Source organism: Pasteurella canis (assembly GCF_020810675.1).
In the GTDB taxonomy this organism is placed as follows: Bacteria; Pseudomonadota; Gammaproteobacteria; order Enterobacterales; family Pasteurellaceae; genus Pasteurella; species Pasteurella canis.
Genome location: NZ_CP085871.1, coordinates 2,073,440 through 2,094,422, shown reverse-complemented (window position 1 = coordinate 2,094,422; position 20,983 = coordinate 2,073,440). Strand labels below are relative to the sequence as shown.

The 20,983-nt window shown below is 36.9% G+C and carries 17 protein-coding genes; 6 read left to right on the top strand and 11 right to left on the bottom strand.

Annotated features, from left to right (window positions below; genetic code table 11):
* Positions 1 to 7: 7 nt before the first annotated feature.
* Entirely contained in the window at positions 8 to 742 is a 735-nt protein-coding gene (gene rsmE, locus K7G93_RS09815; protein ID WP_226690331.1) for a 16S rRNA (uracil(1498)-N(3))-methyltransferase, read from the bottom strand.
* 212 nt (positions 743 to 954) lie between these two features.
* Between rsmE and K7G93_RS09810 the strand changes: the two genes are divergently transcribed.
* The 5 genes from K7G93_RS09810 to K7G93_RS09790 all read left to right on the top strand — a co-directional run bounded on the left by K7G93_RS09810 (position 955) and on the right by K7G93_RS09790 (position 6,604).
* Complete coding sequence (locus K7G93_RS09810) at positions 955 to 1,824, top strand: pirin family protein (RefSeq protein WP_226690330.1); 870 nt, start codon at positions 955 to 957, stop codon at positions 1,822 to 1,824.
* A gap of 133 nt (positions 1,825 to 1,957) precedes the next feature.
* Positions 1,958 to 2,680: a DNA repair protein RecO gene (gene recO / locus K7G93_RS09805; protein ID WP_226690329.1), complete on the top strand. Its 723-nt coding sequence runs from the start codon at positions 1,958 to 1,960 to the stop codon at positions 2,678 to 2,680.
* A 3-nt stretch (positions 2,681 to 2,683) separates the two neighbouring features.
* The gene (rlmD, locus tag K7G93_RS09800; RefSeq protein ID WP_223667821.1) at positions 2,684 to 3,994 is read left to right on the top strand and encodes a 23S rRNA (uracil(1939)-C(5))-methyltransferase RlmD; all 1,311 of its coding nucleotides are present in this window, start codon (positions 2,684 to 2,686) and stop codon (positions 3,992 to 3,994) included.
* A gap of 9 nt (positions 3,995 to 4,003) precedes the next feature.
* Positions 4,004 to 6,223, top strand: coding sequence for a GTP diphosphokinase (gene relA / locus K7G93_RS09795; RefSeq protein ID WP_226690328.1), 2,220 nt, complete (start codon positions 4,004 to 4,006; stop codon positions 6,221 to 6,223).
* Between the two features lie 24 nt (positions 6,224 to 6,247).
* Positions 6,248 to 6,604, top strand: coding sequence for a diacylglycerol kinase (locus K7G93_RS09790; RefSeq protein WP_115323476.1), 357 nt, complete (start codon positions 6,248 to 6,250; stop codon positions 6,602 to 6,604).
* Positions 6,605 to 6,649: 45 nt separating this feature from the next.
* On the opposite strand, the gene K7G93_RS09785 is transcribed toward K7G93_RS09790, so the two are convergent.
* The 4 genes from K7G93_RS09785 to K7G93_RS09770 all read right to left on the bottom strand — a co-directional run bounded on the left by K7G93_RS09785 (position 6,650) and on the right by K7G93_RS09770 (position 11,156).
* Positions 6,650 to 7,903, bottom strand: a complete 1,254-nt coding sequence (locus K7G93_RS09785) for an O-antigen ligase family protein (protein ID WP_228400381.1) — start codon at positions 7,901 to 7,903, stop codon at positions 6,650 to 6,652.
* Positions 7,904 to 7,983: 80 nt separating this feature from the next.
* Complete coding sequence (gene fbaA / locus K7G93_RS09780; protein WP_049214713.1) at positions 7,984 to 9,063, bottom strand: class II fructose-bisphosphate aldolase; 1,080 nt, start codon at positions 9,061 to 9,063, stop codon at positions 7,984 to 7,986.
* Between the two features lie 114 nt (positions 9,064 to 9,177).
* Entirely contained in the window at positions 9,178 to 10,341 is a 1,164-nt protein-coding gene (pgk, locus tag K7G93_RS09775; protein WP_228400380.1) for a phosphoglycerate kinase, read from the bottom strand.
* Positions 10,342 to 10,460: 119 nt separating this feature from the next.
* Positions 10,461 to 11,156: a ribonuclease T2 family protein gene (locus K7G93_RS09770; protein WP_228400379.1), complete on the bottom strand. Its 696-nt coding sequence runs from the start codon at positions 11,154 to 11,156 to the stop codon at positions 10,461 to 10,463.
* 83 nt (positions 11,157 to 11,239) lie between these two features.
* On the opposite strand from K7G93_RS09770, the gene K7G93_RS09765 reads away from it, so the two are divergent.
* A complete protein-coding gene (locus K7G93_RS09765; RefSeq protein WP_049214716.1) occupies positions 11,240 to 11,500 on the top strand; it encodes a YfhL family 4Fe-4S dicluster ferredoxin in 261 nt (86 codons plus the stop codon).
* Between the two features lie 94 nt (positions 11,501 to 11,594).
* Here the strand turns inward: K7G93_RS09765 and glmS are convergent, their stop codons facing one another.
* From glmS to rpoC, 6 genes are all read right to left on the bottom strand, one after another.
* On the bottom strand, positions 11,595 to 13,427 hold the full coding sequence (gene glmS / locus K7G93_RS09760) for a glutamine--fructose-6-phosphate transaminase (isomerizing) (protein WP_223667818.1): 1,833 nt from the start codon (positions 13,425 to 13,427) through the stop codon (positions 11,595 to 11,597).
* Between the two features lie 213 nt (positions 13,428 to 13,640).
* Positions 13,641 to 13,913, bottom strand: a complete 273-nt coding sequence (hbs, locus tag K7G93_RS09755; RefSeq protein WP_049214718.1) for a non-specific DNA-binding protein Hbs — start codon at positions 13,911 to 13,913, stop codon at positions 13,641 to 13,643.
* A gap of 150 nt (positions 13,914 to 14,063) precedes the next feature.
* On the bottom strand, positions 14,064 to 14,654 hold the full coding sequence (locus tag K7G93_RS09750; RefSeq protein ID WP_191135180.1) for a YjaG family protein: 591 nt from the start codon (positions 14,652 to 14,654) through the stop codon (positions 14,064 to 14,066).
* 17 nt (positions 14,655 to 14,671) lie between these two features.
* Positions 14,672 to 15,736: a uroporphyrinogen decarboxylase gene (hemE, locus tag K7G93_RS09745; RefSeq protein ID WP_226690324.1), complete on the bottom strand. Its 1,065-nt coding sequence runs from the start codon at positions 15,734 to 15,736 to the stop codon at positions 14,672 to 14,674.
* Positions 15,733 to 16,527, bottom strand: coding sequence for an NAD(+) diphosphatase (gene nudC / locus K7G93_RS09740; RefSeq protein WP_049214721.1), 795 nt, complete (start codon positions 16,525 to 16,527; stop codon positions 15,733 to 15,735). Before nudC ends, hemE begins: the two co-directional genes overlap by 4 nt.
* A gap of 147 nt (positions 16,528 to 16,674) precedes the next feature.
* On the bottom strand, positions 16,675 to 20,931 hold the full coding sequence (gene rpoC, locus K7G93_RS09735; protein ID WP_226690323.1) for a DNA-directed RNA polymerase subunit beta': 4,257 nt from the start codon (positions 20,929 to 20,931) through the stop codon (positions 16,675 to 16,677).
* Positions 20,932 to 20,983 lie beyond the last annotated feature (52 nt).

Here is a 20,983-nt window from a genome sequence, read left to right as displayed (position 1 = left end):
ATCTCTTTTATCCTAAATCACCAAAACAAATTTGCAATGCAGTAATCGCTGCTAATGCAGCTGTTTCAGTACGCAATACACGCTTTCCTAATAATATTTGAGTAAACCCTTGTTGCTCAGTTTGCCTAATTTCCTGTGCAGATAATCCACCTTCAGCCCCAATCAATAACCGTATGCCTTCTGCTGGGATTTCAGGTAGAGTACGAATTGAATATTGGGCCTTGGGATGTAAATTCAACTTTAAACTCCCATCTTTTTCTGCACACCAATCCTGTAATTTCATCATTGGGAGAATTTCAGGCACAATGTTACGTCCACATTGTTCACAAGCTGCAATTGCAATTTTTTGCCACTGTTGAATTTTTTTATCCATACGTTCGGCATCCAACTTCACACCGCAGCGTTCGGACCATAACGGTGTGATAATATTTACTCCTAACTCAACAGATTTTTGGATGGTAAATTCCATTCGCTCACCTCGTGAAATAACTTGTCCTAAGTGAATTTTAAGAGGGCTTTCACGATCATCTAACTGTTGATCTAAGATTTCAACTTCCACCATTTTTTTACTTAACTGAGTGATAACAGCCGCATAAGTATAATTACTGCTATCAAACAATTCTAACCGCTCACCAACTTGCATACGTAAAACTCGACTAACATGATTAACAGCATCATCACTTAATGTACAATATTTCACCTGTTGTAATAAAGTTGGGTGATAAATTCTTGGTATTCTCATAATATTAATTCGTTAAATTATCTTGTTAGCTATCATATCAGAAAAGCCTATTTTCAGTCAGATAAATCCGTGTATATCCCACACAATAATCAACTATTTGTTAATAATATTTAAACAAATATGCAATTTATAAATAAAAATGAAAATATATAATAACCACACTTATGCGAAATCGCTAAGAAAAATTAATGACTTAACTAAGAGAGGACAAAATGAAAAAAGTTGCACAAGTTCACTATGCACCAGCAAAACATTGGGTTGGTAATGGTTTCCATGTCCAATCAATGTTCAGTTATCAAGATAAAGAAAAAAATGTAGATCCTTTTTTATTAATGGATTATAACCCTCCACGTTATTTTGATGGTGGACGTAAAAGTGATTTTCGTGGTGTTGGTGAACATCCACACAGAGGATTTGAGACAGTGACCATTGCTTATCAAGGTGAAGTCCAACATGCTGATTCTACTGGGGGTGGCGGTATCATTGGGACAGGAGATGTCCAATGGATGACAGCTGGTGCCGGCATTATGCATGAAGAATTTCATTCCGAGAAATTCTCACGTGAAGGAGGAATGTTTGAAATGGTACAGCTATGGGTAAACCTACCTGCGAAACATAAAATGACCCCCGCTAAATATCAAGCAATTAAATCTACAGATATTCCTGTTGTTGAATTGGCTGATAATGCAGGTTATGTTCGTATTATTGCGGGAGAATTAAATGATGTCACTGGTTCTGCTACAACTTTTAGCCCAATCAATATGTGGGATGTAAAAATGAATGCAGGCAAAGCTTACACTTATAATGTACCAAAAAGCCATAACCTGATTATTTTGGTACTTGATGGCACAATACAAGTAAATAATGAGGATATAGCACGTCGTGGTGAATTAATTACGTTTGAGCGAGGTGGCAAGAATGTACATATTGAAGCTAATAATGATGTGAAACTACTCATTTTAACAGGTGAGCCACTTAATGAACCTATCGCTGGCTATGGCCCATTTGTGATGAACACAAACGATGAGCTTATACAGGCAATGTATGATGTACAAAATGGTCAATTTGGTAAAATTAATTAACGCTTATCTAATAAACTCAAGTGCGGTATAAATTACCGCACTTTTTTTATCTTTTGATGATGAAAATAAATTATAAAGAGTAAAAAGAGTAATCAAAAATCTGATAAAATACGCGAGACTTAATTTAGCAGAAATGAGGCATATTATCGAAAACTGGCAACGTGGCTTTGTATTACATCGCAGAGCTTATAGCGAAACCAGCTTATTAGTTGATTTATTCACTGAAGAAACTGGACGTGTAACTGTACTTGCGAAAGGCGCTCGTTCAAAACGCTCTTCGCTAAAAGGCGTATTACAGCCTTTCACGCCATTATTATTACGTTGGACAGGTCGTGCTGAATTAAAAACATTAACTAAAGTTGAACCCGCAGCAATTACGTTACCATTACAACATGTCGCATTATATAGTGGATTTTATATTAATGAATTAATTAGTCGTGTACTTGAGCCTGAGACTGCCTATCCTCAACTTTTTCAAGATTATCTCCATTGTTTAACTGAATTAGCAAGAGCGCCACAACAAGTCGAACCTAGCTTACGTTATTTTGAGTTTCAACTCCTGCAAACTTTAGGCTATGGAGTAGATTTTTGCCATTGTGCAGGCTCTGGTGAAGTGGTGGATGAAAATATGACCTATCGTTACCGTGAGGAAAAAGGATTCATTGCTTCATTAATTAAAGATAATTTAACTTTTTATGGACGTGAGCTACTTGCATTTGAAGCTCGTCAATTTAATAACGCTGCGACTCTACAAGCAGCGAAGCGTTTTACTCGGATTGCACTGAAACCTTATTTAGGGAATAAACCATTGAAAAGCCGAGAGTTATTTACTCAATATATGTTATATCAGAAATAGACTATGGTTTTACTTTACACTCATAAACAGCCACCCAAAAACAAGAAAACATTTATTACACACATTCTTGATTTAGATTATCAAGGTGTCGGTGTTGCAAAAGTACAAGGCAAAACGTGGTTTATTGAAAATGCATTACCTGGAGAAAAAGTGGAAGTCCGTATCATTGAGGAAAAACGTCAATATGGACAAGGCAGTGCATCTAAAATCTTACAGACTAATCCTAAAAGACAACAACCTAAATGCCCATATTATGGCAAATGTGGTGGTTGTCAAAGCCAACATATTCCCCTAGAGCTGCAACGAGAGACTAAACAAAAAGCATTATTCCAACGTTTGACGAAACTGCAGCCACAAGCTATGTTGATGCCTATGCTAACAGGAGAACAATGGCATTATCGACGCAGAGTTAAGCTAAGCATGAAATACAATCAAAGCAAAAACCAACTCGACATTGGATTTCGGCAAAAAAACTCACAGCAAATTATTCACGTTCAGCAATGTGATGTATTAGAAAACGTATTAAGTCAACTAATACCTAAATTACATAATCTGTTTGCAATGTGGTCGACTCCAAACAACTTAGGGCATATCGAACTTGTAAAAGCGGATAATGGTATTGCTATGTTATTACGTCACAGCGGAAATTTGAGTAAAACAGACCGCTCTTTATTGTTAGAATTTGCTGAAAAACAACAGTTAATGCTATTTTTACAAGATGACCATCAACTACAACACGTCTATGGTCAGTTACCTTATTATCAGCTTGATAAACTCCAATTACATTTTGATGTGCGTGATTTTATCCAAGTAAATCCATTGTTAAATAGTAAAATGGTCAATATGGCATTAGACTGGTTGGAATTGAAAGAAACAGATCATGTGTTAGATTTATTCTGTGGCATGGGTAATTTTACAATTCCCTTAAGCTATCGAGCTCAACATGTTGTTGGTATCGAAGGTGTAGAGGAAATGGTGCATAAAGCCCGAAAAAATGCGGAACAAAACCAACGTAAGAATGTCCAATTTTACCAAGCAGATTTAGATAAATCTTTTGCAGATCAAAGCTGGGCTACACAACAATTTAATAAAATCTTACTCGATCCACCTCGCAGTGGTGCGGCCTTCGCACTCAAGGCATTATGCGAACTAAATGCAGAAAAAATCTTATATGTATCTTGTAACCCAGCGACGTTAATACGAGATACTGAAATTTTACAACAATTTGGCTATCGACTTAAAAAAGTCGCAATGATTGATATGTTTCCTAATACAGGACACTTAGAATCCGTCAGTTTATTTGAAAAAGAATAAGGGTAGATTATGGTTGCAGTACGAAGTTCTCATTTAGTCAATCCAAAAGATTTTAGGATTGAAACATGGTGTGCCCAATTAGAATTAGCACAACCAGTCAAAGAAAGCCTTATTCGAGCATGGCATTATTCACAACAAATTTCAGCCCAAGTTAATGAACAGTCCATTTGCTCCCTAAATTCTGGTGTTGAGATGGTCGAAATTCTATATAGTTTAAATATGGATGCAGATAGCTTACTAACAGCTATGTTGTACCCTATCATTCAGCATAGGCTCGTTGAACTTACTCAAATTAGTGAAGAATTTGGTACTAATATTGGTAAATTAGCAAAAGGCGTAATTGAGATGGATAATATTCGCCAACTCAATGCGAGCCAATCTGCAAATAACTCACAAGTTGATAATGTACGTCGTATGCTATTAGCAATGGTAGATGACTTCCGTTGTGTCATTATAAAACTGGCTGAACGTATTACTTTTCTACGTGATGCTGAACAAAATTGTTCTGAAGAAGATAAAGTACTGGCGGCAAAAGAATGTGCTAATATTTATGCACCACTAGCAAATAGATTAGGTATTGGACAACTTAAGTGGGAGCTTGAGGACTATTGTTTCCGTTATCTACATCCTGAGCAATATCGTAGTATTGCAAAACTATTACAAGAACGTCGATTAGATCGCGAACAATATATTGCAGATTTTGTTGCTGAATTAAGTAGTTATTTAAAACACAATATTGACAATGTAGAAGTCTATGGACGACCAAAACACATCTATAGTATTTGGCGAAAAATGCAAAAAAAGCACTTAGAGTTCAGTGATTTATATGATGTTCGTGCTGTACGTATTATTGTACAAAAATTACAAGACTGTTATTCTGCTCTCGGTATTGTCCATACTCATTTCAAACATATCCCTAAAGAATTCGATGATTATGTTGCAAATCCAAAACCCAATGGCTATCAATCTATCCATACTGTTGTATTAGGACAAGGTGGAAAGCCTATTGAAGTCCAAATACGCACACAGCAAATGCATGATGATGCAGAACTTGGTGTCGCTGCACATTGGAAATATAAAGAAGGTGCTGTAGGTGGACGCTCTGGTTATGAAGAAAAAATTGCTTGGTTACGCAAATTACTTGCATGGCAAGATGATATTACCGATTCAGGTGAAATTATGGCAGAAATGCGTAGTCAGGTATTTGATGATCGTGTTTATGTCTTTACTCCTAAAGGAGAAGTTGTTGACCTCCCAACAGGCTCAACACCGTTAGATTTTGCTTATAGTATTCATAGCGAAATTGGTCACCGTTGTATTGGCGCTAAAGTAGGAGGAAGAATTGTACCGTTCACCTACCAGCTTCAAATGGGTGATCAAATTGATATCATTACACAAAAAAATCCTAACCCTAGTCGAGATTGGCTGAATCCAAATCTTGGTTTCACACATACTGCAAAAGCAAGAGCCAAAATTCATGCTTGGTTTAAAAAGCAAGATCGAGATAAAAATATTCCAGCAGGTAAGGATATGTTGGATAACGAAATCGCGCGTTTAAACATTACTCTAAAACAAATAGAGCAACATGCATTACCACGCTATAACCTAAAAAATTTAGAGGATTTATATGCAGGTTTAGGTGGTGGAGATATTCGCCTTAACCACTTAATGAATTTCTTGCAAAATAAACTGATTAAAACAACTGCACAAGAAGTTGATGAAGAAATATTACGCCATGTCACAAGTAAAAGTGCGGCAAATAATCAACAAAAAGAGAAACCAAAAGGTTACGTGATTGTTGAGGGTGTAGGTAACTTGATGCATCATATTGCACGCTGTTGCCAACCTATTCCTGGCGATCACATCATGGGCTATATTACGATGGGAAGAGGTATTTCAATCCACCGTAGTGATTGTGAGCAATTCCTTGAACTACAAAATGCTCATCCTGAACGTGTAGTAGAATCTGTTTGGGGAGAAAATTATGCAAGTGGCTTTAAAATTAGTATTCGAGTTGTAGCCAGCGATCGTAATGGACTTTTACGTGATATTACAACAGTATTAGCAAACGATAAAATTAGCGTACTTGGTGTATCTAGTCGGACAGATACTAAAAAACAAGTAGCAACAATTGATATGGAAATTGAGCTGAATAATGTACAAATTTTAAGTAAAATTCTGACTCGATTAGCAAAATTAGAAGATGTCATTGAAGCTAAACGCCTCTAATGCATCAACCTGAGGATAACAAAAATGTATAAAACAACAGGTCTTACTCATTTAATCAAAGCTACGGGCTACTCACTTAAGGGATTAAAAAGTGCGGTCAAATTTGAAACAGCTTTTCGCCATGAGCTTTTTGCGGCTTTATTTCTTGTGCCACTTGCATTTTGGTTAGCCGAAAATGGCATTGAAATCGCAATCATGCTCGGTTCATTACTATTAGTACTCGCGTTTGAATTAGTCAATAGTGCTATCGAATCAGTAGTTGATCGAGTTGGGCTAGAACATCATGAATTGTCAGGTAGAGCAAAAGATTTTGGTTCTGCTGCGGTGTTCATTGCAATGATGAATGTATTAGTTGTTTGGGCGGCTGTATTAATTTATTAAACAAAATGAACAAGAATTATAAAAAATAAGGTGTTCAAAAACACCTTATTTTTCTATTTGTTTTATTTCAAATGCTTTTAATGCACCATAAAAGATGAGAATCAGGAAAAAATAAAATACATTGCCAGAATTATGAGTGAAAAAGCTTTGGCTAATACAATAAAACATTGTTGAGATGATATGAACTATACCAAGCAAGGCTATCGTTTTCTGTTCTAAGAAAGCTGTCTTTAAGTGTTGCATAAAATGATAGAGCGGCACAAGAAATATACACAACAGAGATAATAGTCCTAAGCTTCCTCGCTTTGATAAATCATCCAAATATTGATTATGAGCATGCTCGAACTGTCCTGCAAATGAGCTAATAACCCCCAACTCCACTTGCTTTTTTCTTTCTGTATTCGTTCCTTCACTCCCCCAACCTAATATTGGTTTTTCTTTTGCCATCAATAAAGCACTTTTCCACATGTCAAAACGTGCCCCAACGGATGTACTACTATTATTTTCGACAAAATACGCCGTAATTTCCTCTTCAGCCTCATATACTCTCTGCATTACTTTTAACTGAGGCAGCATCGCAACACTCACTATTGCGATGAGTACTGTGGCAATAAAACTTACTATAAATTTTGTTGATAAACTCTGCCTAAAACAATATAGGATTAATGGTATTACAATAGGTAGTCCAATCCAGCCACCTCTTGCTGTGGATAAAAAGCTGCCCAAAATAGCCGCTAACATGGCAAAAAGGGATAAAAGCATGACAAAATATTTTTTATGCGCCCAAAAATATAAACTTGTTACTAAAGAAAACATACTTAAACTCATTGCAATATCACCCCCTTGAATTTGTAACAATCTAGGTGAATATGCAGCAGCACTCTTTAGAATAAAACTATCATAAAATGCAACAAGACCTGCGATAGCAGCACCAGCAGGAATACTGAGTATAATTGTCTTAAAATTAACTGGGTAATGACTAAATAAAAGTAATAAAGGTAAAAAAAGCAGTACACGAACAGGGTTATCAAGTTCCTTCAATCTACCATCATGTACAATAAAAGAAAGTAAAAATAAACTAAAATAAACTATATAGCTTAACATCAGTGCTTTATCTGATGCGGAAATAACCCATATCTTTTTTCTAAGGAAAAAAGTAATGAAATAAATAAGCCCTATAATAATGAAAAAGGTAGGGGCAATATTATGTCCGCCTTTAACACTTAAGATAAATAGAAAAAATAGGCTTACACCAAAATTAACAAATAACAATATAGTTTTCTTTTTTGTTAATATCATTACTACTCCATATTAACTTATTGAATAAATAGTTAAAAAAAACCGCACATTAAAAGTGCGGTTATATTTTTTATTAGATCTTATAATACATCAACACAATTTAAATCTTCAAAAGATTGCTCTAAACGCTTGGACATTGACTCTTCCATTTTACGTAACCAAACACGTGGGTCATAGTATTTTTTATTTGGTGAATCTGGTCCTTCTGGATTACCCAACTGACCTTGTAAATAATCTTTATTAGCATTATAGAATTTTAAGATACCTTCCCAAGATGCCCATTGTGTATCAGTGTCAATATTCATTTTGATTGCACCATAGCTAATCGCTTCACGAATTTCTTCGCGGCTTGAGCCTGAACCACCATGGAACACAAAATCTAATGATTTAGCAGGTAAATTACGTTCTTTAGAAACAAACTCTTGTGAAGCACCTAAAATAGATGGTTTCAATTTCACATTACCTGGTTTATAAACACCGTGTACATTACCAAATGCTGCTGCGATTGTGAAACGTGGGCTAACTGGATTTAATTGATCATAAACAAACAACACATCTTCAGGTTGTGTATAAAGTTTAGATTCATCAACATCTGAATTATCTACACCATCTTCTTCACCACCAGTAATACCAATTTCAATCTCAAGTGTCATCCCCATCTTATCCATACGAGCTAGATACTCACGGCAAATAGCCATATTTTCTTCCATTGGCTCTTCAGAAAGATCGATCATATGAGATGAGAATAACGGTTTACCTGTTTCAGCAAAATGCTTCTCACCTGCATCAAGCAAACCATCAATCCAAGGTAATAATTTTTTTGCTGCATGGTCAGTATGAAGGATAACAGGAATACCATATTCTTCAGCTAATTGATGGACATGTTTTGCACCAGCAATAGCGCCTAATACATCTGTACGCGCCCCACTTGTCGGTTTTAAACCTTTACCTGCATAGAACTGAGCACCACCATTTGAAAACTGAATAATAACAGGCGCTTTAACACGAGCAGCTGTTTCTAATACTGCATTTACTGAATCAGAACCAACGCAGTTTACTGCCGGGATTGCAAAATTATTTTCTTTTGCATAAGCAAAGATTTTTTGTACATCATCACCAGTCACCACACCTGGTTTTACAAGATCTAATAGTTTAGCCATTTTTCTGCTTCCTTTTTATGTTGTTATAAGGTGTTTAACTCACCATTTTATAATCATTATTTTATGATGATGTTTTTTTTCACATCATCATAATATCTTCAATTATAGCCTGAATTAACTTTTTGCACGTTTTTCTAAAATCTCAACCGCAGGTAACACTTTACCTTCTACAAACTCTAAGAATGCACCACCACCAGTCGAAATATAAGAGATTTTATCTTTGATACCAAATAAATCAATTGCTGCTAAAGTATCGCCACCACCTGCAATAGAGAATCCTTCACTATTTGCAATGGCGTGAGAAATAATTTCGGTTCCTTTACGGAAATTAGGGAACTCAAATACACCTACTGGACCATTCCAAAGAATAGTTTTTGCATTTTTAATAATTTCAGCGAGCTGTTCTGCTGATTTATCACCAATATCAAAAATAGACTCGTTATCTTGTACTTCTGTAACAGCTTTTTCTACTGCGGAGGCTGTTTCAGAAAATTCAGTACCAACACGTACATCAACTGGAACAGGAATATCTGTACTTGCTGCTAAATTTTTTGCCACAGGAATTAAATCTTCTTCATAAAGTGATTTACCTACATTATGACCTGCTGCCGCAATGAAAGTATTCGCAATACCACCGCCTACAATGATTTGGTCTGCAATTTTTGATAACGAATTTAATACTTCTAATTTAGTCGATACTTTTGAGCCACCAACGATTGCTACCATTGGGCGAGCAGGCTCTTTTAATGCTTTACCTAATGCATCTAATTCTGCTGCAAGTAATGGACCTGCACAAGCGACTGGCGCATACTCTGCGACACCATAAGTTGATGCTTGAGCTCGGTGCGCTGTACCAAATGCATCCATCACAAACACATCACAAAGGGCTGCATATTTTTTACCTAATTCAGGATCATTTTTCTTCTCACCTTTATTAATGCGAACGTTTTCTAATACAACGATTTCACCTTCTTTGACATCAACACCATCTAAATAATCACGTACTAAACGAACTGGCACGTCTAAATGTGTATTCAAGTAATCAACAACAGGTTTCAAAGAATTTGCTTCGTCAAACTCACCTTCTGTCGGACGACCCAAATGCGAAGTGACCATCACTTTAGCACCTTTTGCTAAAGCAAGTTTTAAAGTTGGAATAGTTGCACGAATACGTGCATCAGAAGTCACTTTACCATCTTTTACTGGCACATTTAGATCAGCACGAATAAACACACGTTTACCTGCTAAATCTAAGTCTGTCATTTTGATTACTGACATATCTTATCCTCTTTATTAGTTAAATTAAAATTTTGAAAAAACTACTAATAGTATACCCCTTTATAACTAGAGTGTAACTGCGTTAGATCAAACATTTTTCATTATTTAATAAATAAAAATTAATATCCTGTTCGGCTTCTTGGACAATCAATTACTTTCCAATTCAAATCATAACAAATAAATAATTCATTGCGACTTGCGCCTAAATATGCATTTTTTAATTGCTGGTTATTTTTACGTAACCATTGAAATAATTCATTACGGCTAAGTGCATAATTCGGCAACTTTAAAGTGCGGTACAATTCATGTTGTTTTTCAAAATAATCTTTTGCATGCGTAAAGGCACAAGCGCCATGCTTTTCCCATTCACCTTGTAATAAGTTTGCACTTGGTGATTCAGGTAAATATTGCTCAATGATCTCTTGTGGTACAATAGGCAAATCACCTTGACAAAAACGAGGTTGATCAGAAACTCGTCTAGCACGTTCATTTTGCGGCCAAAGCCCATGAATTACCCAACCAAATTGTTGTGTCAGACCACATTGATATTGTAAAGAATTAGGTAAGTTCTCACCATAACGTTGACGCTGTTTGTCACAGAAAGCTGGAGACCAAGACAGTACAAAAGTATAGTAATCTGTAGGCGCATTCGCATTTTGCCCTATAGGATCATTTTTCATGACATAGTCATAATTGCGATCAACAATAATTCCAACAGCTTGTTTTTGTTTAGAAAAATAATACCAACCTGATAATAAAAATATAAAAAAACAAACGACAAAGATAGAAAGCTGTAGTGTTTTTTTCTCGTTCATAAAATTCCTACTTCACTTTTAGATTGTATTCATTATAATCTGACGCCTTCACTTTAACATAGCAATAGCAAAGGACAAAGATAATGGCACTTTTAATCACAGACAAATGTACAAATTGCGACATGTGTGAGCCAGAATGTCCAAATCAGGCTATTTCAATGGGTGAAGAAATTTATATTATAGATCCTACCTTATGTACAGAATGTGTCGGGCACTATGATATCCCCACTTGCCAAAAAGTTTGCCCAATCAATAACTGCATTATTACAGATCCAGAGCACATTGAAAGCAACGAACAACTGTGGGAACGCTTCGTTATGATTCATCACGCAGATAAGTTGTAATCTGTAGCGAAATACTATGGCCTATCCACTCCCCACACTACTGAGAGCTAAAAACGTAGTAAGATACAACCCAATTTATATACTATAGTGAGCACTACTCAACTGTTACTGCTTTAGCTAAATTTCTTGGTTGGTCTACATCTGCCCCTTTTATCAATGCGACATAATAAGCTAACAGTTGCAGAGGAACAATATAAAAAATAGGGGCTATTAACGCATTCACTTTTGGCATACTCATAATTTTCATTCCTTCGCCTGCTGAAAAACCTGCTTGGTCATCTGTAAAAATATAAAGTTGTCCTCCACGAGCACGAACTTCTTCAATATTTGATTTCACTTTTTCCAATAGTTCATTACTCGGTGCAATAATAATCACTGGCATATTTTTATCAACTAAAGCTAATGGTCCATGTTTTAATTCACCCGCAGCATACGCCTCAGCATGAATATAAGAAATTTCTTTTAGTTTTAAAGCCGCCTCTAACATAATAGGATAGTACTCGCCACGTCCTAAAAATAAGACATGTTGTTTTTCAACGAAATCTTGTGCTAAGTTTTCAATTTCAGGTGCAAGTGCTAATACATTCTCAATTTCTGTTGGTAATAACTTTAACGCTTGCACAATATCCTGTTCTTGTTGAGTTAAAAGTGATCCCTTGGCTTTACCAACTGCACTCACTAATGTTAGCAAGTTCACTAATTGAGTAGTAAAAGCTTTTGTTGATGCTACGCCAATTTCAACACCAGCATGTGTCATAAAAGCAAAATCAGATTCTCTTACTAATGTAGATCCTGCAACATTACAAATCGTTATAGCGCCTAAATAGTCCTTCGTTTTAGCTAAACGTAATGCTGCAAGCGTATCTGCTGTTTCACCTGATTGTGATAATGTAATAAATAAGCTGTTATGGCGAGTGATGGATTGGCGATAACGAAACTCAGAAGCAATTTCAACATCACAGCTCACGCCAGCTAATTCTTCACACCAATAGCGAGCTACCATTCCAGCATGATAAGACGTACCACAAGCAACAATTTGAATATGTTCAACTTTTTCTAACAAAGCGGTTATATTATGCCCAATACTGTCTAATAAAATATGATCGTGACTTATTCGACCAGCCATTGTGTTAATTAGTGCGGTAGGTTGTTCAAAAATTTCCTTTTGCATGAAATGGCGAAACTCGCCTTTTTCAACAGCTTCACTAGTAAAAATAATATGCTGTTGCTCACGCTCAACACTTTTTCCTTCCAAATCATAAATTTGTACAGAATCTGAGGTAATTTCTGCCATATCGCCTTCTTGCAAAAAGATAAAACGCTTTGCTACGTCGACTAATGCAATTTGATCTGAAGCAAAAAAATTTTCATTATGCCCTAAACCAATGACTAACGGGCTATCTGAACATGTCGCAATGAGGTGACGTGGATTTTCACAATCCATAACCACAATAGCATAAGTGCCCTTAAGTTGCTTTACTACCGCTTGTACAGCTTGTAATAACGACATTGCAGTACGCATTTCCCATGCAACTAGATGTGCAATCACTTCAGTATCAGTTTGCGATTGAAAAAAATAACCTTTATCTTGCAACATAATACGAAGAGTCTGATAGTTTTCAATGATCCCATTATGCACAACAGCAAAGTTTTCAGACACATGAGGATGGGCATTATCTTCAGAAGGTCTGCCATGTGTAGCCCAACGAGTATGTGCGATCCCTGTTCCACCACGTAACGGATGCATCATAATCGCCTGTTCTAACGCATTTACTTTGCCTAAACAGCGTAAACGTTGCAGCTGCTGTCGTTCATTAACAACGGCAATTCCAGCGGAGTCATAGCCCCTATACTCCAAACGATGTAATCCATTTACTAAAATACTCGTTATATCACGCTGCGATACAGCACCGACAATACCACACATTACGTTTTCCTCTTAAAAAATCAAATCTAACTTATTAAATTTAAATAAATTAAATGACTATATGTATTCAGTTAAAAACTTAATCACAAAGTGTCGTATATTATAGCCTTGCTGATAAAATGCAAATTAATTTAATCATTTGGAGCAATAAGAACAATAAAAAAACTCTGTGAATTATCACAGAGTTTTCAAAGTGTAAAAAGGATGACTTAATTATTTTACAGCGTCTTTCAATGCTTTACCTGCAACGAATGCTGGCACTTTAGATGCAGCAATTTTAATCTCTGCACCAGTTTGTGGGTTACGACCCGTACGTGCTTTACGTGCGTTTACTTTGAATGTACCAAAGCCGATTAATTGCACTGGTTCACCTGCTTTTAAACTACCAGAAATTGCTTCTAAAGTAGCTTCTAATGCTGCTTTAGCTTGTTTCTTATTTAAATCAGCTGCACTTGCAATTGCATCGATTAAGTCCGTTTTATTCATAAATAAATACCTTCTACTTTATTCAAATTTTAAGGAAAAACACGGTGTGTTTCCAATAACTATCATCACTGTGACTACAGCAATATCAAGCTTAATCTAAGTTGGTAATAAAACAAAGCAAGATTTTTAAAAATTGTAATAAACATCACATTATTGCTCGTTTTTTATACCAATATTGGAGATTCCACTCTCTCTCAGCTCACTTTTTAAGCTTAATATCAGAGATATATCACGCTCATCATATTCTTTTAAACTACGATATATCTGCCATTGTACATCTAATTCCTGTTGTATATCCTCACTTTCTTTTAACTCATTTTCAGTCAATTCGCGATCATTTTTTGTTTCTAATAATGTAGAAACTGTCTGCAAAGAAAGCTGACTTAATTTAATTGCTTGCTCTAACGTTGCGCCAGCAATAATAGCGTGTAATAACTCTGATAACCCTTCACAAGCATCAATTGCAGGCAACACTCCATAAAAGGTGTAATCATTTACATCGGGAATAATTTGTTCTAACTTTTCCAATTGATTTTCAAAGTTAATTTTTGCTCCTTTAACAGTTAAATATTCCCATACTAAATTAAGAATATTCTGATAAGCTTTAGCCTTATCATCTTGTTGAGTCATTTGGCAAAACAATTGAAAATTAGGTAACATACGCTCACATAGGCAAGCCATAAAAGTGACATGTTGCCAAACTTCGAGGTTTTCTAAACGTTTGTGAATTGGATTTCTCATGATTTTACTGCTCTTCATTATTTATGATATTGCTTCGAATATTGATGAATTGCATCAACAAAAACTTTAGGGCTATTCTCTGGGACGTCTTGATGAATACCATGACCTAAATTAAATACATGACCACTACCTTGTCCAAAATCAGCTAAAATCGACCGCACTTCTTGTTCAATACGTGCTGGAGAAGCATATAATACTGATGGATCCATATTACCTTGTAATGCTACTTTGTGTCCAATTCGCTCTCTAGCTTGTACAAGACTCACTGTCCAATCTAAACCAACTGCATCACATCCCGTTTCTGCCATTGCTTCTAGCCACAAACCACCACCTTTAGTAAATAATGTCACAGGCACTTTACGTCCTTCATTTTCCCGTATTAAACCATCAACAATCTTGTGCATATACTGTAATGAGCAGTCTAAGTATTCACGATGACCTAACACCCCACCCCAAGTATCGAAAATCATCACAGACTGTGCACCAGCTTTGATTTGTGCATTGAGATATAACATAACAGCATCCGCTAGCTTATTAAGTAATTGATGTAATAATTGTGGGTCGGTATACATCATTTTCTTAATTTTAGTAAAGGCTTTACTACTACCACCTTCAACCATATAAGTAGCAAGTGTCCAAGGACTACCAGAAAAACCGATCAAGGGTACTTCGCCTTTTAATTCACGGCGAATAGTACGTACAGCGTTCATGACATATTGCAATTCACATTCAGGATCAGGAATTGGCAAATTTAGCACCGCGCTTTTACTGTCAATTGGATAAGCAAATTTAGGTCCCTCCCCGACACCAAAACTTAACCCCAATCCCATCGCATCAGGAATAGTTAAAATATCAGAAAATAAAATAGCCGCATCAAGTTGATAACGACGCAACGGTTGTAAAGTCACCTCACAAGCCAGATCTGCATTACGGCATAAAGACATAAAATCACCAGCTATTGCACGTGTTTCTTTATACTCAGGCAAATAACGTCCAGCTTGCCGCATCATCCAAACAGGTGTCATATCCACAGGCTCTCGTAATAATGCACGCAAATAACGATCATTTTTCAATGCTGTCATTTTATTTTCCTTTCTTCTTCTGCACACAATGCTAATGTATGCTCAATTAATTTCAATGCAATTGTTCCTCTTGGAGGAAGCTCTGGCAAATTAGAATCATAACGAAACCATTTTGCATCACAAATCTCTGCTTCTTGCAAACAAATTTCTCCACTTTCGTAATCAGCTAAAAAGCCAATCATTGCTGAATTCGGAAATGCCCAAGGCTGACTACCAAAATAACGTAGATTATTAATTGTAATCCCTGTTTCTTCAAACACTTCTCGATGTACGGCTTGCTCAAAAGTTTCACCCACTTCGACAAATCCAGCGAGTGTAGTATAAATACCACCTTTATGGCGTAAATGATTAGCCAATAAAATCTCACTGCCGCGGCGTATAGCTACAATAATACAAGGATGAATTACAGGATAAATACAATATTTACAATGATTATTTTGACACTCTACTGCCCATTCACTAGGCGAAATTTGTGTTGGAGAACCACATTTACCACAAAATTTGTGTGTATTTAAAAAGTAATTAAGCTCAACTCCACGACTTAATAAATTAAACACATCTTCTGGTAAAAAAAGTAGGTCACGTAAAGAAAAATACTCTCTTGAATCAGATAATCTTTCCTCAACCAAATAAACGGGATGCTGCTCTAACTCACCTATTACTCTTGCTTTTAATCCTTGTAGCCCCAAGTCAATTGCTCTTCCTTTTGGTAATTGGCCATTGATAAGGTGCAAAGACGAACCTTGTGTTAATAACCAAAAACCAGTGTCATCTGGTTGAATTAATTTCATATAAACTCATAAAATTTTGAAAAACTGACCGCACTTTAGCGATTTTAATTGAATAAAGTATAACCATTATAAAAGGAATTTTATGATTTAGCGAACAAAAAACCCCGAACATCCGCTCGGGGTTTTTTAGTTAATAACGCTGATTGTTTATGCTTCGTCAGTTTCAACCATATTTAACATTTCAGCTAAACTTGCACTTGCATCTTCTGAAGTCATCACAAACTCTGCTGCAATTTCTTCTTCATCTGCTGCTGATAGCTTAACAGGTATATCGTCAGACATCACAACTTTTTTCTGACGATTTTGATGGTAAGCAAAACCTGTACCCGCTGGGATTAAACGACCAACAATGACGTTCTCTTTCAAGCCACGTAATTCATCACGTTTACCCGCAACTGCAGCTTCAGTTAACACACGTGTTGTTTCTTGGAATGATGCTGCAGAGATAAATGACTCAGTTGCAAGAGATGCTTTGGTAATACCAAGCAATTCACGTTCAAATTCAACTAATGGTTTACCTTCTGCTTCACGCTTACGATTCACGATCTTAATACGTGCAACCTCAACTTGCTCACCCTCTAAGAATTCAGAGTCATAAGCTTTAGTGATGATTGCTTTACGTAACATCTGACGCACAATAACTTCGATGTGTTTATCGTTAATTTTTACCCCTTGCAAGCGGTAAACTTCTTGTACTTCATTAACGATATAATCAGTTACTGCATGAACACCACGTAAACGTAAGATATCATGTGGCGTTTCTGCACCATCAGAAATCAAGTCACCACGCTCAACCATCTCGCCTTCAAATACGTTGAGCTGACGCCATTTAGGAATCATTTCTTCGTAAGTTTCGCCTTCTACTGGTGTAATTAATAAACGACGTTTACCTTTCGTTTCTTTACCGAATGACACAATACCTGAAATTTCTGCCAAAATTGCAGGTTCTTTCGGTTTACGTGCTTCAAATAAATCAGCAACACGAGGAAGACCACCAGTAATATCTTTCGTTCCTACAGATTCTTGTGGAATACGTGCTAATGGATCACCGATATGTACTTCAGCACTATCATCTAAAGTTACGATAGCTTTACCTGGCAAGAAATACTGTGCAACTACATCTGTGCCTGGAATCAAAATATCATTACCTTTTGCATCAACAAGCTTAATTGCTGGGCGTAAATCTTTACCTGCAGTAGCACGTTCACCTACATCTTGCACAACGATTGATGACAGTCCTGTTAATTCATCTGTTTGACGTGTGACTGTTAAACCATCGATAATATCTACAAATTTAACGAAACCACTTACCTCAGAAACAACTGGCATAGTATGTGGATCCCAGTTCGCAACAGTTTCACCTGCACTAACTTCCTGACCATCCGCTTTGCTTAAAATCGCACCATAAGGGACTTTATAATGCTCTTTCGTACGACCAAATGCATCAATAATCGTCAACTCAGTATTACGTGAAGTTAATACTAGCTTACCTTCATTGTTAGTAACGAATTTCACATTTGCTAAACGTAACGTACCTGCATTTTTTACTTGAACACTAGATTCTTTTGCTGCTGCAGATGCCGCACCACCGATATGGAACGTACGCATTGTTAACTGTGTACCTGGCTCACCGATTGACTGTGCTGCAATAACCCCTACAGCCTCACCTTGGTTAATCAAGTGACCACGCGCTAAATCACGACCATAACATTTAGCACATACGCCGAAATCTGTATTACAAGTTACAACTGAACGTACTTTAATACTGTCGACCGAGTTTTCATCGATCACATCACATAATTTCTCATCTAATAAAGTATTACGTGGAATTAATACATCTTCTGTACCAGGTTTTAATACGTCTTCTGCAACCACACGACCTAATACGCGATCACGTAATGCTTCTTTAACATCACCACCTTCAATTAATGGTGTCATGATGATACCTTCGTGTGTACCACAATCATCTTCAACAATTACTAAGTCTTGTGCAACATCAACTAAACGACGAGTTAAGTAACCTGAGTTTGCTGTTTTCAATGCAGTATCCGCAAGACCTTTACGTGCACCATGTGTTGAAATAAAGTACTGTAATACGTTTAGACCTTCACGGAAGTTTGCCGTAATTGGCGTTTCGATGATCGAACCATCTGGACGAGCCATTAGACCACGCATACCTGCTAACTGACGAATCTGTGCCGCAGAACCACGAGCACCAGAGTCCGCCATCATGAAGATGCTATTAAAGGATGCCTGCTTCTCTGGATTGCCTTCACGGTTAATTACTTCTTCTGTAGACAAGTTTTCCATCATCGCTTTAGCAACACGTTCGTTTGCAGCAGCCCAAATATCGATCACTTTGTTATAACGCTCACCAGTAGTAACTAAACCTGATTGGAACTGCTCTTGAATTTCTGCTACCTCTTCTTCTGCTGCAGAGATAATTTCGTATTTCTTCGCAGGTATCACCATGTCATCAATACCGACAGATGAACCAGAACGAGCTGCATACGCAAAACCTGTATACATAATTTGGTCAGCGAAAAGCACACTTGGCTTCATACCTAAGCGACGGTAGCTCTCGTTGATTAACTTGGAAATTGCCTTTTTACCTAATGTTTGGTTAAACAAGCTAAATGGCATACCTTTTGGTGCAATCATCCAAAGAATCGCACGACCAATCGTAGTATCTACTAAGTGAGTTTTAGACTCAAACTCGCCTGCTGCGTTTTTCACATATTCTGTGATACGTACTTTTACGCGAGAATGTAATTCAGCTTGACCTGTACGATACGCTTTCTCCGCTTCACGAGGGTCTTGCAACAACATTCCTTCGCCTTTACCGTTCACTTTGTCACGCGTCATATAGTAAAGACCTAATACAACGTCTTGTGATGGAACAATAATAGGTTCACCGTTTGCTGGTGATAAAATGTTATTGGTTGACATCATTAACGCACGTGCTTCTAACTGTGCTTCTAATGTCAGTGGTACGTGAACCGCCATTTGGTCGCCATCGAAGTCTGCGTTGAACGCCGCACAAACTAGTGGGTGTAACTGGATCGCTTTACCTTCGATCAATAATGGTTCAAATGCTTGAATACCTAAACGGTGCAATGTTGGTGCACGGTTTAACAAAATTGGGTGTTCACGAATAACATCCGCTAAAATATCCCATACGATCGCATCTTCGCGTTCAACCATTTTCTTCGCAGCTTTAATCGTTGAAGCAAAACCACGACTCTCTAATTTTGCATAGATAAATGGACGGAACAATTCCAACGCCATTTTCTTCGGTAAACCACATTGATGTAGGTGTAAGTATGGACCTACTGTGATTACAGAACGACCTGAGTAGTCAACACGTTTACCTAATAAGTTTTGACGGAAACGACCTTGTTTGCCCTTGATCATATCCGCAAGTGATTTTAATGGACGACGGTTAGAACCCGTAATTGCACGACCACGACGACCATTATCTAATAACGCATCGACAGATTCTTGTAACATACGTTTTTCATTACGCACGATAATGTCTGGTGCGATTAAGTCTAAAAGACGTTTTAAACGGTTGTTACGGTTAATCACACGACGGTATAAGTCGTTCAGATCTGACGTTGCAAAACGACCACCATCAAGTGGTACTAATGGGCGTAAATCTGGTGGTAATACTGGTAATACAGTCATCACCATCCACTCTGGTTTGTTACCAGATTGAATAAATGCTTCTAAAAGTTTTAAACGTTTCGTGATTTTCTTACGTTTAGTTTCTGAGTTAGTTTCTTGTAATTCTTCACGTAAGTTTTCACACTCCTGAGGCAGGTCCATATCGCGCAATAAAGCTTGAATTGCCTCTGCACCCATTTTTGCTTCGAACTCATCACCCCAGCGATCTTCTGCATCTAAATATTGCTCTTCAGTCAATAACTGACCTTTCTCTAAATCAGTCATTCCTGGCTCAATCACAATATATGATTCGAAATATAAAACACGTTCAATATCACGTAATGGCATATCAAGCAATAAACCAATACGGGATGGTAGTGATTTCAAAAACCAAATATGTGCAACAGGTGAAGCAAGCTCAATATGCCCCATACGCTCACGACGCACTTTAGTTTGCGTTACTTCAACACCACATTTTTCACAAATCACTCCACGATGTTTTAAACGTTTATATTTACCACATAAACATTCATAATCTTTTACTGGACCAAAGATACGGGCACAGAAAAGACCATCACGTTCTGGTTTGAATGTGCGGTAGTTAATGGTTTCAGGCTTTTTAACTTCACCGAATGACCAAGAACGGATCATATCCGGTGATGCTAAACCAATTTTGATCACATCAAAATCTTCACTCGTTTTTGATTGTGCTTTTAAAAACTTAACTAAGTCTTTCACAGATTTGCTCCTGTCGGAGTTAAACTTATTCAAGTGCGGTTGAAATGTTGAA